The sequence below is a fragment of the Mucilaginibacter polytrichastri genome, from assembly GCF_001911425.1.
GTDB classification, from domain to species: Bacteria; Bacteroidota; Bacteroidia; order Sphingobacteriales; family Sphingobacteriaceae; genus Mucilaginibacter; species Mucilaginibacter polytrichastri.
This window is the reverse complement of the sequence record NZ_MPPL01000001.1, coordinates 2,994,365-3,009,453: the sequence shown is the minus strand read 5'-3', so window position 1 is coordinate 3,009,453 and position 15,089 is coordinate 2,994,365. Positions and strand designations below refer to the sequence as shown.

Genomic DNA, 15,089 nt, shown 5'->3' with positions numbered 1-15,089 from the left:
ACCGTACAAATTTAAAATTTTTAACAATTAGCCCTTTTTATTATAAAAAGCAATTACTGCTTCTTGGTAACTTCTTTTTTCTCAGTGGTTTTAACCGTAACTTTTTTGCTAACGGTATCAACAGTTTTCTTGGTTGTGTCTGCTGTAGTAGAATCTTTCTTTAAAGAATCAACCTTTACAGTAGTATCTGCAACAGTAGAAACTGATGAATCTGCCTTAGCAGTGTCGCTGCCATTAGCAGATCCTTTGCCTTTGCAAGCAACAAGTGAAGCAGATACTGCTAAAACTACAAGCGCATTTTTAAATAAGCTTTTCATGGGGTATTTATTTATATAATTTACTGTTAATACTGTAAAATGAAAAAGGTAACCCTTGTGAGGTTACCTTTTTCAAAGATCTTATGATCTGTAAGGAATTACATTTTTTTAGTAGTATCCTTTGCAGTAGTATCAGCTTTAGCCGAATCAACTTTAGCAGTTGAATCAACAGTAGTAACAGTAGCAGTAGAATCAACTTTAGTTGAATCTGTAGTTGAAGTAGTTTTGCTACCTGAACAAGCTGCGAATGATAAAGCTACAACTGCTGCGAAAGCTAATTTTACGATGTTTTTCATAATAATTTTATTTAAAAGTTTTTAAAGTTACCATCTGTTAATACCGTAAACTTGAAAAGGTAACCCCGGCATGGCAAATTATTTTTAATTAATTATTTTTGGCATTTATGGGTTACCATTCCTAATAAAAGGTATTAATAGTGAGTAAAGTGTTAAAAGGTTCAGCACCAACAGATAGTGAGGTAATACTCGGCATCCTTAATAATTCGGAAGTCGTTTTAGAGCGGTTATATGTTGCGTACTTCCCGATGGTATTGCAGCTTATAATTAACAATAACGGCTCTACAGATGATGCTAAGGACATTTACCAGGAAGCTATCATTGTTCTTTACAATAAAATTAAGAGTGGCGATTTTGAATTAAGCAGCAAGCTTAAAACATTTATCTACTCGGTATGCAGGCGGCTTTGGTTAAAAAGGCTAAACCAGATGAGCCGGTTTGATGGCGATATTAAAGACTTTCAGGATCATTTACCTGTAGAGGATGAGGTAGAAAAACAAACCGACCGCGATTTGCAGTTCACCAAAATGGAAGGTGCACTGGCTTTATTAGGTGAACCCTGCAAAACCATAATAGAAGATTTTTACATGCACGACAGATCCATGCAGGAAATCTGTGAGCGTTTTGGGTATACCAATGCAGACAATGCCAAAACGCAGAAATATAAATGTTTGCAAAGGCTGAAGAAGTTATTTTTTCAGCATAATCAGGAGGAGAGGAAAATATGAACGACAGGCAGTTACACGACGAGATTGAACGTTATCTGAACGGCGAAATGAGCCGCGAAGAACGATTGGCGTTTGACGTACTTCGTAAAGACAATGCAGAAGTTGGCCGCCAGGTTAACGAGCACCGCCAGTTTGTTGGCTTACTAAAACAATACAACGAGCGCCGCGAACTGGAACAGCGACTAAACGCCATACACCAGGAAATAGATGTACACGCGCTGAAGGAAGAGCTGACAGATCGCCCGTCGTGGGTGGTGCAGTTGTGGCGTAACCATCATTCAAAAATATCTGTAGCTGCATCTATAGCGATATTTGCCATGTTGGGTACCTTGTTTTTCACAGGCTACTTTGCCGGGCACGATTCTAACTATACCCAGTTACGTATGCAGCTGGAAAACTACAAACGTAGCACTGATAAATTAAACCGTTCTACCAACGCTTTACTGCACGATATTAAAGCAGGCAAACGAGTAATTGAACCGGCCAAGTTTGGCGGTACCGGTTTTGCCGTGTCAGCAAACGGCTATGTGGTAACCAACTACCACGTGGTAAACGGTGCCGATTCTGTATACGTACAGGATGCCGCCGGCGAATCTTTTCATGCACGTGTAGTATACACAGAGCCGCAATATGATGTTGCCTTATTAAGGATAGACGACTCGACCTTTAAAAGCCAAAGTGCGCTCCCTTACACGCTTAAACGCACACAAAGCGATTTGGGCGAAGATGTTTATACCATTGGTTACCCGCGCAACGATGTTGTTTATGGTAAAGGTTACCTGTCATCTTCTACCGGTTTCCATGATGATACTACAGCTTACCAAGTTTCTATACCGGTAAACCCGGGTAACAGCGGCGCACCGTTGCTGGATAATAAAGGTAATATCATCGGCATCATCAGCGGTAAACAATCACTGATGGAAGGTGCAGCCTTCGCCGTAAAATCTGAATACCTGTTAAAGGCCATCAAAAATATGCCTGTAGATTCGGCTAATAAAAAGATTGTGCTTAATAGTAAAAATACACTGGCCAGCCTAACCCGTGCCCAGCAGATTAAAAAAGTACAAAACTATGTATACCAGATTAAGGTATACAGCCACTAAGCAACCCACTATATATATTATAAAACGAAAGCCCCTGTGAAGAGTAATAGCCTATGAAAAGACAGGAGTATTGTTTTGTAAGGCGCATTTGTTAATTAGTGTATCAAATATTGATTTGTTATCCCTATGATTATATTTAAAGGTGAACTCATTTAGATAGGCTTGGAGGTGCTTTACAGATACTTTGTGGTATTGTCCATAAACGCCTCGTTTGAGTAGCGTCCAAAAGCCTTCTATCGTATTAGTATGGTACTTACCTCTTGTATATTCCTCCTTCTCCTTATTAAGTATCTGGTGTTCTTTGTATTGTTTACCTAAGCCCGCGTAGCCGCCAAAGCCGTCAGTGACCAGACTTGCATCCTTGCTTACTGTTTGCTCAATAACAGGCTTGATCGTTTTTCCTTGCGCCTTGTCAAGTACCTGGAGTTTTATCCGACCCGAACGCTCCAGCATACCGAGAACAGCTTGTTTATCCTGCATTCCTGTGATCTGCAATCCATTATCGCGTCTTTCCTGACGCTTTTTTTTTGAATGGTTTGCTTTCTTACCACCGATATACGTCTCATCTATCTCCACGATGCCAGTAAACAGATCCTGATCTTCGCCCTCCTGCATCGCCTTGCGGATGCGCATTTGCAAATACCATGCGGTGTTACGGTTAACATCTATATCACGCCCTAATTGCAAAGAAGATAATCCCTTCTTTGCATTCAGAATAAGCGTTATTGCCAGGAACCATTTGGGCAGGGGCAATTTAGTGGCTTCAAAAATAGTCCCAACCAAAACGCTATAGCTCTTATTACAGCCATTACACTGATAACGCGATGTTTCTTTTCGTTTTGTACTTTGTTTGCTCTTACAATAAGGGCATTGCGGCGCCCCTTGCCATCTAATGCTTTCCAAATGTTCAATGCAGGTGTCCTGTTCAAAATACCTTGCAAGCACTTCTATTATATTCATTATCATAAAGATAACTTTTTATCCTGTCTTTTCATAGGCTATTACTCTGTGAAGGGGCTTTTTGTTTTATATCACCGCCCGTCATGCTGAACTTGTTTCAGCATCTCATAGGACAGGTCGCAGACTTTGTAATGTTTATTTTATTCCGCGCCCGTCATGCTGAACTTGTTTCAGCATCTCATAGGACAGGTCGCAGACTTTGTAATGTTTATTTTATTCCGCGCCCGTCATGCTGAACTTGTTTCAGCATCCCACAGGACAGGTCGCAAACATAATATGTTATATACTTAGCAAGTGGGATGCTGAAACAAGTTCAGCACGACGGGCGGAGTAGATACACAATACTTTGTGTCTCCCTTTGTGTCCCAAATAGACTAATTCACATCATCAACCGTCTTCGTAGCAGCAGTACGTACGGTTGGATAAGTGATGCCTAACTGCTCCAAATACGAACCATACTTGGCCGGGTTGTAATAGTATTTCTTCATTTCGGGGCGATACTCGGCCATAATAGATTTGTTGAGTGAGATGGCCGGTTTATCTGTTTTAGATACAAACGGGATATACTTGGTCTCTTTGGTTTGTACCTCGTTAAAATACTTCCAGGCGTTGGCAATTATTTCGGGCTTAACCAGCATATCTAATAGGGTAAGGGCTTCGGCTTTTGCACCGGCCACTACACCCTTATGGGCAATAGGCGTAGCCATAGATATAGCGTTTGACCAATGGTGGCCCGGCAAACCCGGGATATTAGAAGGGTAACCCAGTACAATGGTTGGCACGTTCCATGATATATCAGCAATATCATCGCTACCACCACCTATCGAAAATTTAACAGGGCCTTTCAGGCTATCCAGCTTGGTGGCCAAGCCATCAATTTTATTGCCTGTGTTATCTGTAGGCGGCGCTTTCATTTCTTTTTGCGCAGCACGTGCCAGGGCCTGGTCGGCTTCGCTCCATTGGGGCAGGCCTACCATTTTAATATTATCGTACATGTCTTCGGCAATAGGTTTATTGAAATGGCCCGGCCATGCAGTACCTAGCAGTTCCCAGGTAACGGTGGTATTAGTCATGAGGGTGGCGCCTTTGGCTATGTTGTTGCCAAAATCCCACATGTCTTTAATTTTTTGATAAGTGCGGTCTCTGAAATAATACCATACCGAGGCCTTTGAAGGCACTACATTGGGTTGGTCGCCGCCATCTACAATTACATAGTGGGATCGCTGGGTAGGCTCCATATGCTCGCGATGGAAGTTCCAGCCAACATCCATCAGTTCCACAGCATCGAGGGCACTACGGCCACGCCATGGCGCACCTGCAGAGTGTGCCGCCTGCCCACTGAAACTGTATTTAATAGATACCAATCCGTTGTTACCGTTATCGCCATAGCCAACTGATAAATTATTGGCAACGTGGGTAAATATACAGGCATCTACATCTTTAAAATAACCATCGCGAATGTAGTAAGCCTTGGTGCCTACCAGTTCTTCTGCAACACCGGGCCAAAGCATTAAAGTGCCCTGGATATGCTCGCGCTCCATAATTTTTTTAAGTGCCAAAACGGCCAGTATATTTAAAGGTTCGCCCGAATTATGGCCTTCGCCATGGCCGGGTGCACCCTCAATAATGGGGTCATGATAGGCTACGCCCGGTTTTTGCGATGCTTTGGGGATACAGTCAATATCGCTGCCAATGGCAATAAGCGGTTTGCCCGATCCCCATTTTGCAACCCATGCGGTTGGGATACCGGCAACACCCTGTTCTACCATAAAGCCGTTCTTTTTTAAAATGTCTGTTAAATATTTGGAGGTTTCATACTCCTGAAAGCCGAGTTCGCCAAAGCTGAAAACCATATCTACCATTTGCTGGGCAGATTTTTGCTGGTTGCCGATTTCGGTGATCAGCTCTTTTTTAAGGGCATCGATTTTTGCTTGCGAAATAGTTGGGGTGGCAGTTTGCGCCAATGTGCGGGAGGGGAGTACGGTGCCGATAGCGAGCATAGCCACAGACGCAACCACGCAACCATACCTTTTTAAAGTAAAGTTTTTTTCCATTTGATTAATTAAGAAGGTCAGAATTAAAGTTGATACAAAATAGTATTTTCTATTGAAAATCAATGTATTGTATCAAAATGGTTATGACTTTTTTAATTTGTCATATTGAGCGGAAGCGAAATATCTTCTTCGCCTTGCATGGGCTAAGTGTATCGAAGAAGATTATTAATAAGGTGTTGTTTTTATCGGTATTAATGATCACCCTCTGGTCAGTTTTACACTGCGTTCTGAACAACAAAAGGAAGGATGTTTTTATCTTGTCTCTCGTTTCTTGCCTCTCTCTTACCTGTCTACTTCACCCAGTACAATATCAATTGAACCCAAAATAGCAATCAGATCGGCAATCATAACGCCTTTGGAGAGTTCGGAGATCACGGATAGGTTATTAAAACTTGGCCCACGGGCTTTAACGCGGAAAGGGATCTCGGTTTTGCCATCAGCCATAAAATAGAAACCAACCTCGCCACGGGCACCCTCGGCACGCATGTAATAGTCTTGCGCTTTAGGGATAATCTTGCGGGGCATGTTAGCTCTTGGGTCAAAATCAGGGCTGCGTTTTAAATCTTTTTGCAAGCGTTCTACACACTGCTCAATTATTTTTAACGATTCGGAAATTTCGTCAACACGTACTTTATAGCGGTCCCAGCAGTCGCCCACTGTACCCATTTCGCCTTTACCAACCGGGATTTCAAAATCCAGTTCGGGGTAGGCAGAATAATTATCAATACGGCGAAGATCCCACTTTACGCCCGAACCTCGTAATACCGGGCCAGAGCAGCCATAGTTAATAGCCACGTTAAGCGGTAATACACCCACATTTGCGGTACGCTTGATAAAGATCTGGTTATCAGTAAGCAGTTCGTTCAGTTCTTTTAGTTTGGGTTTAAAGTAGGTTACAAACTCTGCGCAGCGCTCTTCGAACCCAACCGGAAGATCATAGAACAAGCCTCCTATCCAGATGTAGTTATAGAGCAGGCGTGAACCCGAAGCCCACTCCAGCATACCCATAATATGTTCGCGATCGCGGAAACACCATAAAAAAGGGGTAAAGGCACCAATATCGATACCATAAGTACCCAAGGCAATTAAGTGCGATCCGATGCGATTTAATTCGCAAACCAGCACACGAATATATTCAACCCGTTTAGGGATATCCTGATCGATGCCCAGCATGCGCTCAACACCCATTACCCAGGCGTGGCTGTTATTCATGGAGGCCAGGTAATCCATCCTGTCTGTAAACGGAATAGTTTGCTGATAGGTAAGTGCTTCGGCATGTTTCTCGAAACAGCGGTGCAGGTAACCTACATGCGGGATGGCTTCCTTCACAATCTCGCCATCGGTAATTAACTCCAGCCGCAAAACCCCATGCGTAGACGGGTGCTGCGGCCCCATGTTAAGCACCATGTCTTCGGTGGCAGCAGTGGCTATTTTTTGTTGATATAGATCAAATGCTTTATTAGTCATTTCTGATTTATATTGGTTGTCATTGCGAGCGATAGCGTGGCAATCTCGTCGCATGTTATTCGATCTGCATAGCTACGAGATTGCTTCGTACCTCGCAATGACAAAATGGAGAATCAATCGATCTTAATCCCTTTATAATACTCGGCAGCCTGGTAATCTCTCCTCATGGGGAAACCTTCCCAATCATCGGGCAGTAAAATTCGTCGTAAATCAGTGTGACCTTCAAAAAAAATCCCTAGCAGGTCGTATGCTTCACGCTCATGCCAGTCGGCCGTCTTATAAACATCAACCAGGCTGGGGAACGTGGGTAGATTTTCCAGACTCCGGCCATGCTCCAGGCTAATCTTTAAAGTCAACTGTGTTTGGTAGGGGATGGATGCCAGGTTATAAACCACGCCAAATCTACCCGCTTCAACACCGTAATCAACACCGGTAAGGCACGATAGGTAATCGAAATAGGTAGCCTCGTTGTCTCTCAACTCGTGGCAAACCTCAACAATGCGGTTGGGGGCAATAAGCAGGGCAGGCTGTAAAATGCCTGCCTCTTCACCCGCAATAACATCGCTGCCAAACTTGGCAATAAGCAGATCTTTAATCTCCAAAAGGATCATGGCGCAAGGCGAACAATTTTCCAGTTACTTTTATCGGCTTTTTTAAATATAATCCGGTCGTGCAAACGGCTGGTACGGCCTTGCCAAAATTCAAACAGGCGTGGTTTTAAAATATAGCCACCCCAATGTGCCGGTTTAGCAATGTCTTTATCTTCGTACTCTTTTTCAACCTGTTTCCATCTTTCTTCCAGCCCTTCGCGGCCGTCAATTTCCTGGCTTTGCGGCGAAACCACAGCACCAATCTGGCTGCCTTTGGGGCGCGAAATAAAATAAGCTTCAGAATCATATTTGCTTATTTTTTCAATGGTACCCTCAATACGGATCTGGCGCTCCAGCGGCCCCCACCAAAAAGTGATGGCACCCAGCGGGTTTTTCGCAATTTCTTTACCTTTACGGCTCAGGTAGTTGGTATAAAATATAAAGCCTTCGGCGTTGTAGCCTTTAAGCAGTACAATGCGCGACGATGGCCTGCCGTCAGTAGTTGCCGTAGCAAGGTTCATGGCGTTGGGCTCGTGCATTTCTGCTGCGCGTGCCTGGTTAAACCAGCTATCAAACTGGGTAAAGGGATCTTGTTTAATATCTTTTTCTGACAGAGATGCCGCGCGGTAATCTTGTCTAAGATCTTGTATGTCTTTTTGGCTCATTGTTGCAAATCTACAAATACGCTTTAGTAATATTTTATAAATCCGTTGTGTTGTATACAACGTTATTAAAAAAGAACATTAATTTAACGTTTGTGTTATAATTTAAATTAAACTGTATGCTTAGCACCATTTCTGCCGCTGCCGGCCGCTTGCTTATTTCGGAGCCTTTTATGATGGACCCGAACTTTAAACGATCGGTGATATTATTGACCGAATACTCAGACCTGGGTGCTATGGGCTTTGTGCTCAACCATCAGAGTGAATATATGATAGGCGATCTGCTACCCGATATTTCGTACTCCGAACTGCCTGTTTATGTGGGCGGGCCGGTTGGCAACAATACACTGCATTTTATACATCGCTGCCCCGAGAAGATAACCGGTGGCACCGAAATAGGGGATGGCATATACTGGAGCGGCGATTTTGAGCAGGTAAAGGATTTAATTAATACCTACCAGCTAAAGGATGACGAGATTAAATTTTTTGCCGGATACTCTGGCTGGACGCCCGGCCAGCTTGATGACGAACTAGCAGAAGATACCTGGATAGTTGCCAACAAATTTAGCTCCGACCTGGTTTTTACCCACGATGAGCAAAACCTTTGGAAAGAAGTTGTAATTGGTTTAGGCCAGCGATATGCTCATATTGCCAACTTCCCCGAAAACCCGGCACTGAATTAGTTGATTACGCGTTTTTGCGGAAAGAAATAATAAAGTAATCGCCCCAGTATTTAAATGGGAAACTGCTTTTAAAACGGTTTTCTAAGGATTGAAGCATGCGGAAACTTGCCGGGTACTTTTCTGCAAAACCTTCTATATAGGACGGCGGAACAAATGTGCACAGCCCTTCTAGCCCTACCAATTCGTAATTGTTTTTTAAACGCTTAGTGAGGTACGACGGGTTATAATACCAGCAGGTAAAGTATTTGCCATCGATGTGCGCAGTGCGGCCTTTGCCGGCAAACCACCTGCGGGTAGCCGTTTTAAACTTCCCTTTAAATATCAATAATGATTCCCATAAACAAAATTTGGGGATAATAACCATGGTTACTACGCCGCCGGGTTTTAGCAACCTATCGAATGAAGCCAATACAACGCCTAACTGATCGGTACAATTTAGCCCTCCAAAATTGGAGAAGATAGCATCATAAGGGCCGCGTTGTTTCAGATTATCTAACTGAGTAAATGAGCAGAGTTCGGTACTAATCTTCCTCTGATCAATAAACGTATCAGCTTTTTGCCGCAACTTTTGCTGCATACCTTCGGCTATATCTGTAGCATGTACCCGGTGACCTTGTTGGGCAAAATAAATGGCATCTTCGCCTGTACCGCTATTTAGTTCCAGGATTTTACTACCGGGTTTAAGCAGACTTATAAAATGCTCCCGAACCCGCTTACGCTTATAATGCACAATGGTGTTATCAGCATAAATTTTATCAAAAATGGCTGCCTGCTTAGAGAATGCAGATCCGGCCTGCTGTTCGTGCGGTATGGTGGTTATGCTGCTCATGCGGTTTCTGCCCGGTTTAGTTTAGCCTGTTGTACCCAGGTGGCAGGGGTATAATAAATGATAGATAAAGCTTTCTTAACTGTATTAATATTTGCCTGTAAAGGTGCTTTAAGCAATTGCAATAGCCCAGCACGGGCTAAATGGCGGTGATAGTTTTGGTGTACATATTTGTGCAGCTGCTTGTAAAATACCGGCGGATAAGTGTTTTGAAACATCAGCGCCATTTCGTTCGAGTCGGTCCAGTTGGTTTTATCTTTTAGTTCTTCTTTAACCCGGTTAAAAAATACCGTTCCCGGCAGGGGATAGGATACCGAGATCCCTATTTCATAAGGCAGCAGGTTATTAATCATCTGTACCGTTTGGGCAATATCTTCTTTAGTTTCTGACGGATAACCAAACTGGATAAAGAAGGATGGATGGATACCATGCTTCTTCAATAGAGCAGTAGCTGTATGGATCTGTGCTATGGTTGTGCCTTTATCCATTGCATCCAGTATGCGTTGCGACCCGCTTTCGGCGCCTATCCAGGCATTTTCGCAACCGGCCAGGGCAAGGGCCTCCACCTCGGCATCGTCTAGCAATAAGTCGGCACGGGATTGGATTTTAAATTTAAAATCAAGTCCGCTTTGCTGAACCAGCCCGGCAAATGCCTGTACCCAGCCGGGTTTTAACCCAAAAATATCGTCACAAAACCAAATATGATCGAACCGGAATAGCTGGTGCATCTGTTTGAGCTCCTCCATCACATGCTCCGGCGAGCGGGAATTATAGCGGTTGCCGTAAATAGGCTTGGCACACCAGTTACACTTAAAGGGGCAACCCCGGGTGGTGCTCATATTCATAGAGAAATAGCCTTTGCTCTTGAGCCATGCATTGCGGTAGGGTGCAATATCAATCAAATCCCAGGCGGCAAAAGGCAGGCGGTCTAAATCTTTAATAACCCTGCGGGGAACTGTTTTAATGGCTGTGCCGTTTTTAAGGTAACTAATGCCGGGTATTTCGCCGGCTTCGAAAGTATCGCCTGATGTTAATGTGCCGATCAGCTCGGGCAGGGTATCATCGGCTTCGCCAATGAGTACATAATCTGCGCCCTCGTTCAGGTATTCTTTATAACGATCTGTAGCATCAGAGCTGGATACAATTACGGTGCAGCCCTGCGCTTTGGCCATTTTACACATTTCAAATGCGGCCTCACGCATATTGGTAAGGCACATTTTAGTGAGGTAGTTAAAGCCATCATCATAGATCACAAAAAAGTTGGGTTTCGTTTGTAGCTGGCTTTCAATATCCATCGGGCCATGCGCAAACATGGTGTCGAAAAACGTTACCTCGTAGGCTTGGTTGCGCAAAATGGCGGCCGCATATAACGTAGCCAGCGGTGCATAAGGCTGGCTAATCTGCCATTGTTTTTTATCAAACCGCAGAAAATAGGAATGGGTTAATAATACGCTGACTGCCATAACTTAATTTAAACGGGTACTAGGCGGCAAATTCAATGAACACACGCAGCGTGCGCAGGTATCATTTTGCCCGGTTTTTAATAGTTTGCGGAAGGCAATAGCTTCCGGGGTATTTAAAATCTCATTCAGGCTTTTATCCCTGATATTGCCCATCGATTCATGAAAGAAGCAGGGTTTTACGCTGCCATCGGCCTCGATAACCGTAGATACCCAGGGCGCATTACACTTTTTAAAAGGGAAGGGGTTAAGGCCATAAAAGGCGGCATAGTAACGGTAAATGTTGTACAGCTTCTCGTCAGATTCGGCTACCAAGCCCGGGTGGCGGCGACTAATGATCACCACCTTATTCACCATTTTAATCAGTTCCTGCAATTCGTTCTCTTGGATTAATAGCTCATTTTGTCGCGGTGTTTCCCAGGCCATCTGGCGGTTAAAAGCATGGCTGCTTACATCGGCAGGCAAAAAGCTGATCTGCTGGATACCCAGGCTGCGGGCCGTTTGTACAATATCGGGCCATTTTTGGTAGTTCATCCGGTGGATCACTGTACGGGCCGTGATCTTAAAATCGGGTTTCAGGAACTTGATAAAAGCCAGCCCTTCCTTCATTTTACGGAAGGCATTGGGGATGTTGCGAATCTGGTCGTGCAGTTGCTCATCGCCGTCCAGAGATACGATCAGTTCATCTACATATTTAATAATATCATAAGCATGCTTACGTACCGAAAGGCCGGTGGTAAGCAGTACAATGCTGATGTTGTGGGGCTTAAGCAATTCGCACAGCTTAAAGAAATTGGGGTTAAGCAAGGCCTCGCCACCCGACATCAATACTTGTTGCGTGCCCAGTTTTTTAAAGGTCGACAGGAGGTCGCTTATATCAGCCTCGGTCAGCTGTTTCAGGTTCTTATTATCCTTCCAAATATCACACATTACGCAGCGGCAATTGCAGGCGCTGTGTGGCATCAGTATGGCTATTGGCAGGGCGTGGATCCGGTCTGTTTCGAGCGTCCGCGTGCGTTGCAGGGTATGGTAGAGATTTTTGATTTGCATAAAGGGTCAGTTTTAAAATCCCTGAATTTCTGGCTGGCGGTAATGCCAAACCTTTTGTAATAGTTTAATCTCGTATGGGTAATGGTAAATGCTGGTACGGTATCGTAAATTGGCCAACAGTTTAATTGCTTTGCGTTTTAAAACGTTGAGCTTAATATCGGTAACGGTAGGGTAACAGCCATTGAGCACTGTTTCGAAGTTGCGGATCTTGTCAATCATCTCCGGTTTTAACCAGGGTGTAAGCGGGTTTTTACGCAGGTCGAAGTTTTCCCAGGCCGGGCTTATCCAGTCTTCCAACACCTGTGGGAAGGTAAACCCGGCTTCTACCACCTGCTTGTACAATTCAGAGCCCTCAGTGGCAACCGGACTATAAGTATAGATCACAATCTCGGTTTTAGGGTTGATGGCTTTTACCTTCTTAATAAAATCGATATCAAAATCAATCTGCTTCATTACCTCTTCGGGGGTAGGTGCAGGCGTGCCAAGCACGAACGAATATTCGGGGATGATGTCGAACTTCTTCAATCGCTCGGCAAAGCTTAAGATCTGCGCACCGCTTTGGGTACCGCCTTTATCCATTTGCTCCAGTATAGCATCATTACCGCTTTCGGCACCGAAGAAGATGATCTTACAGCCAGATTTCCGGATAATGGCTAATGATTCATCTTTAAACTTATCCATGGTATCAATGCGCGCCATGCCCCACCAGGTCATGTTATCATTCATTACCAGTTTGGCAAAATCAACCGCGCGTTTTTCGGATACAAAGAAGTTATTGTCATGAAATTCAATAGCATCGGCACCCCATTTATCTTTGATATACTTAACGTCTTTATAAATATTTGCGGCCGATTTTCCCTTCCAGCGGGCTTCATAAATAGGCACCACCGAGCAAAATGAGCAGGTGAAAGGGCAACCGATACTTGAATGATAGGCCATGGTATGATTGCCCAGGTAGGTCTTTCCCAGAAACTTGGTTAGCGGATAAAAGTTATTCAGCTTATCATAGGGTAGGGGCGGCAGCGTGTCCTGGTCAAGCAGGTCGGCCTTAGCAGTTTTATAGATCTTGCCGTCAATTTTATAGATCAGGTTTTTGATCAGTTCGTAGGGCTGAAAGTTTTCGAGTGCATCAACCAGCTTTAAAAAAGCATGGTCGCCGGGGCCGTTGATGATAAAATCGACGTAGCCGGAGTTCAGCGAAACCTGGTCATAGATCGACGGAAAATACCCGCCCCAAACCATGGTGGTATCGGGGTAGTGTTCTTTAATATATTTAGAGATCGGTATGGCCTGCCTCAGTTGCGGGCCGGGCATTACAGTGAAGCCAAGGTAACGGAACTCGCCCGTGTCGAGGTAATCGGTAATCTTTTTCAGGGCATCGTGTTCGCAGTTACCATCAACAATTACCCATTCGTATTTGCCCTCTACAGATGCGGCAATATTGAGGATAGAGTTGGGTATGCGGTATTTATTGTTAGCGCTACGGGGGTTAAACAGCAGTATTTTGTTCATTTTAGCGTGCTTCTGATATAAAGGTTACGCGGCCCGTTTGGCATAGGTTGCCTTGCGGGTATATTAAATTATGTGGCAACCATTATGCGGTTTTGGGCGTAATGTTATAAAGCTACCCACCACATGATTGCTCAATTAAAAGGTTACCTTAACCACTTTTTGTTTACTAAGAAAGTACCCGACACACCATCGGAGGCGGCTTACGACCTGTGGGCTGCCGATTACGATAACCAGCCCGATAACCTGATGCTGGCGCTGGACGAGCAAGTCTTTAGCGTGTTATTGGATACGATTGATGTTGAAAATAAAATAGTGGCCGATATGGGCTGCGGCACTGGCAGGCACTGGCCGAAACTGTTGGCTAAGCACCCCGCCAAACTTACAGGCTATGATGTATCCGGCGGTATGCTGGATGGGTTGAAAATAAAATATCCGCAGGGCGATGTGGTGAAGCTGGAAGGCGATCTGGTACCTCAGCTTAAAGAAAATTCTATCGACATAATCGTATCTACCTTGACTGTGGCACATATTGGCAATATAGATGACGTTTTGCAGGCTTGGGCGAAAGCTTTAAAGCCCAATGCTTCAGTTATTATTACCGATTTTCATCCCGAAGCGCTGGCGATGGGTGGTAAAAGGACTTTCAGCGTGCAGGGCCAAAAGGTATCTATCCGTAACCATGTACACCCGGTTAGTATGCTGATTACTAAGTTGGCGGCTTATGGATTTACGGTTGCTGCTTTAGAAGAACGCCTGGTTGATGAACGCGTTAAGCATTATTACGAAAAGAAAAATGCCCTGAGCGTTTATGAGAAATTTAAAGGCCGCCCCATTATATATGGCATGTGTTTAACCCGAACCAAAAATGGTATTCAGCAATTTAAATCTAATTAACGGCAATGAGCCTGTTAGCATTAAGGTTGAAGGCAGACTGATTAAATCGGTAACACCAACGGCAACAAGTACTGATGAATTGGTGCTTGATTTTGATAACGCCATCGTTTTTCCGGGTCTGATCAATTCGCACGATCATCTGGATTTTAATTTGTTCCCGCAGTTTGGCGACCGGTTCTATCAAAATTATACGGAGTGGGGGGCGCAAATCCACCGGCAATATAAAGAACAAATTAAGCAGGTTTTGCAGGTGCCGCAGCAGCTTAGGGCTGCCTGGGGTGTTTATAAAAACTTGCTGGCAGGGGTAACCACTGTGGTAGATCATAGCGATGGGCCGGGACCGGGGTATCAGACAGACCTGATCAATGTTGTACAGGCTTACCATTGCCTGCATTCGGTGCAGTTTGAGAAACGTTGGAAATGGAAGCTAAATAACCCGATGAAGTTTAATTATCCTTATGTGATACACACAGGTGAGGGTATTGAT

General features: G+C 44.3%; 16 protein-coding genes. 5 read left to right on the top strand and 11 right to left on the bottom strand.

Annotated features, from left to right (window positions below):
- Positions 1 to 53 precede the first annotated feature (53 nt).
- Together RG47T_RS12795 and RG47T_RS12790 are read right to left on the bottom strand one after the other, a co-directional pair.
- Positions 54 to 317 carry a hypothetical protein gene (locus RG47T_RS12795; RefSeq protein WP_074489837.1) on the bottom strand — a complete coding sequence of 88 codons (264 nt, stop codon included), beginning with the start codon at positions 315 to 317 and terminating at the stop codon, positions 54 to 56.
- Positions 318 to 415: 98 nt separating this feature from the next.
- Positions 416 to 613 carry a hypothetical protein gene (locus RG47T_RS12790; protein ID WP_074489836.1) on the bottom strand — a complete coding sequence of 66 codons (198 nt, stop codon included), beginning with the start codon at positions 611 to 613 and terminating at the stop codon, positions 416 to 418.
- A 140-nt stretch (positions 614 to 753) separates the two neighbouring features.
- Between RG47T_RS12790 and RG47T_RS12785 the strand changes: the two genes are divergently transcribed.
- Both RG47T_RS12785 and RG47T_RS12780 read left to right on the top strand, forming a co-directional pair.
- Positions 754 to 1,341, top strand: coding sequence for an RNA polymerase sigma factor (locus tag RG47T_RS12785; protein WP_074489835.1), 588 nt, complete (start codon positions 754 to 756; stop codon positions 1,339 to 1,341).
- Positions 1,338 to 2,444, top strand: coding sequence for a S1 family peptidase (locus RG47T_RS12780; protein WP_074489834.1), 1,107 nt, complete (start codon positions 1,338 to 1,340; stop codon positions 2,442 to 2,444). Before RG47T_RS12785 ends, RG47T_RS12780 begins: the two co-directional genes overlap by 4 nt.
- A 51-nt stretch (positions 2,445 to 2,495) precedes the next feature.
- Here RG47T_RS12780 and RG47T_RS12775 read toward each other — a convergent pair whose 3' ends face one another.
- The 5 genes from RG47T_RS12775 to pdxH form a co-directional block, all read right to left on the bottom strand.
- Positions 2,496 to 3,404 carry an IS1595 family transposase gene (locus RG47T_RS12775; RefSeq protein ID WP_171972495.1) on the bottom strand — a complete coding sequence of 303 codons (909 nt, stop codon included), beginning with the start codon at positions 3,402 to 3,404 and terminating at the stop codon, positions 2,496 to 2,498.
- 374 nt (positions 3,405 to 3,778) lie between these two features.
- On the bottom strand, positions 3,779 to 5,458 hold the full coding sequence (locus RG47T_RS12770) for an amidohydrolase (protein WP_245770815.1): 1,680 nt from the start codon (positions 5,456 to 5,458) through the stop codon (positions 3,779 to 3,781).
- 282 nt (positions 5,459 to 5,740) lie between these two features.
- Positions 5,741 to 6,925: an NADH-quinone oxidoreductase subunit D gene (locus RG47T_RS12765; RefSeq protein ID WP_074489833.1), complete on the bottom strand. Its 1,185-nt coding sequence runs from the start codon at positions 6,923 to 6,925 to the stop codon at positions 5,741 to 5,743.
- A 113-nt stretch (positions 6,926 to 7,038) separates the two neighbouring features.
- Positions 7,039 to 7,536, bottom strand: coding sequence for an NADH-quinone oxidoreductase subunit C (locus RG47T_RS12760; protein ID WP_074489832.1), 498 nt, complete (start codon positions 7,534 to 7,536; stop codon positions 7,039 to 7,041).
- The gene (pdxH, locus tag RG47T_RS12755; protein ID WP_074489831.1) at positions 7,533 to 8,180 is read right to left on the bottom strand and encodes a pyridoxamine 5'-phosphate oxidase; all 648 of its coding nucleotides are present in this window, start codon (positions 8,178 to 8,180) and stop codon (positions 7,533 to 7,535) included. The genes RG47T_RS12760 and pdxH overlap by 4 nt, the downstream gene beginning before the upstream one ends.
- 116 nt (positions 8,181 to 8,296) lie before the next feature.
- Here pdxH and RG47T_RS12750 point away from each other — a divergent pair, with 116 nt between their 5' ends.
- The gene (locus tag RG47T_RS12750) at positions 8,297 to 8,860 is read left to right on the top strand and encodes a YqgE/AlgH family protein (protein WP_074489830.1); all 564 of its coding nucleotides are present in this window, start codon (positions 8,297 to 8,299) and stop codon (positions 8,858 to 8,860) included.
- 4 nt (positions 8,861 to 8,864) lie between these two features.
- Here the strand turns inward: RG47T_RS12750 and RG47T_RS12745 are convergent, their stop codons facing one another.
- Genes RG47T_RS12745 through RG47T_RS12730 form a run of 4 tightly spaced genes read right to left on the bottom strand, consistent with a single transcriptional unit; the run spans position 8,865 to position 13,708 of the window.
- A complete protein-coding gene (locus RG47T_RS12745) occupies positions 8,865 to 9,689 on the bottom strand; it encodes a class I SAM-dependent methyltransferase (protein WP_074489829.1) in 825 nt (274 codons plus the stop codon).
- On the bottom strand, positions 9,686 to 11,149 hold the full coding sequence (locus RG47T_RS12740; RefSeq protein WP_074489828.1) for a B12-binding domain-containing radical SAM protein: 1,464 nt from the start codon (positions 11,147 to 11,149) through the stop codon (positions 9,686 to 9,688). The genes RG47T_RS12745 and RG47T_RS12740 overlap by 4 nt, the downstream gene beginning before the upstream one ends.
- Before the next feature lie 3 nt (positions 11,150 to 11,152).
- Positions 11,153 to 12,196, bottom strand: a complete 1,044-nt coding sequence (locus RG47T_RS12735; protein ID WP_074489827.1) for a radical SAM protein — start codon at positions 12,194 to 12,196, stop codon at positions 11,153 to 11,155.
- Between the two features lie 12 nt (positions 12,197 to 12,208).
- On the bottom strand, positions 12,209 to 13,708 hold the full coding sequence (locus RG47T_RS12730) for a B12-binding domain-containing radical SAM protein (RefSeq protein ID WP_074489826.1): 1,500 nt from the start codon (positions 13,706 to 13,708) through the stop codon (positions 12,209 to 12,211).
- 123 nt (positions 13,709 to 13,831) lie between these two features.
- On the opposite strand from RG47T_RS12730, the gene RG47T_RS12725 reads away from it, so the two are divergent.
- Both RG47T_RS12725 and RG47T_RS26400 read left to right on the top strand, forming a co-directional pair.
- A complete protein-coding gene (locus RG47T_RS12725) occupies positions 13,832 to 14,602 on the top strand; it encodes a class I SAM-dependent methyltransferase (RefSeq protein WP_074489825.1) in 771 nt (256 codons plus the stop codon).
- Positions 14,574 to 15,089 (top strand): amidohydrolase family protein (locus tag RG47T_RS26400; protein ID WP_216351052.1); only part of this gene is annotated, 516 nt, incomplete at its 3' end. The genes RG47T_RS12725 and RG47T_RS26400, both read left to right, overlap by 29 nt.

Coding starts and splice junctions, on each gene's coding strand:
- RG47T_RS12795 (WP_074489837.1), bottom strand. CDS start 317: ATGAAAAGCTTATTTAAAAATGCGCTTGTAGTTTTAGCAGTATCTGCT.
- RG47T_RS12790 (WP_074489836.1), bottom strand. CDS start 613: ATGAAAAACATCGTAAAATTAGCTTTCGCAGCAGTTGTAGCTTTATCA.
- RG47T_RS12780 (WP_074489834.1), top strand. CDS start 1,338: ATGAACGACAGGCAGTTACACGACGAGATTGAACGTTATCTGAACGGC.
- RG47T_RS12775 (WP_171972495.1), bottom strand. CDS start 3,404: ATGAATATAATAGAAGTGCTTGCAAGGTATTTTGAACAGGACACCTGC.
- RG47T_RS12770 (WP_245770815.1), bottom strand. CDS start 5,458: ATGGAAAAAAACTTTACTTTAAAAAGGTATGGTTGCGTGGTTGCGTCT.
- RG47T_RS12765 (WP_074489833.1), bottom strand. CDS start 6,925: ATGACTAATAAAGCATTTGATCTATATCAACAAAAAATAGCCACTGCT.
- RG47T_RS12760 (WP_074489832.1), bottom strand. CDS start 7,536: ATGATCCTTTTGGAGATTAAAGATCTGCTTATTGCCAAGTTTGGCAGC.
- pdxH (WP_074489831.1), bottom strand. CDS start 8,180: ATGAGCCAAAAAGACATACAAGATCTTAGACAAGATTACCGCGCGGCA.
- RG47T_RS12750 (WP_074489830.1), top strand. CDS start 8,297: ATGCTTAGCACCATTTCTGCCGCTGCCGGCCGCTTGCTTATTTCGGAG.
- RG47T_RS12745 (WP_074489829.1), bottom strand. CDS start 9,689: ATGAGCAGCATAACCACCATACCGCACGAACAGCAGGCCGGATCTGCA.
- RG47T_RS12740 (WP_074489828.1), bottom strand. CDS start 11,149: ATGGCAGTCAGCGTATTATTAACCCATTCCTATTTTCTGCGGTTTGAT.
- RG47T_RS12735 (WP_074489827.1), bottom strand. CDS start 12,196: ATGCAAATCAAAAATCTCTACCATACCCTGCAACGCACGCGGACGCTC.
- RG47T_RS12730 (WP_074489826.1), bottom strand. CDS start 13,708: ATGAACAAAATACTGCTGTTTAACCCCCGTAGCGCTAACAATAAATAC.
- RG47T_RS12725 (WP_074489825.1), top strand. CDS start 13,832: ATGATTGCTCAATTAAAAGGTTACCTTAACCACTTTTTGTTTACTAAG.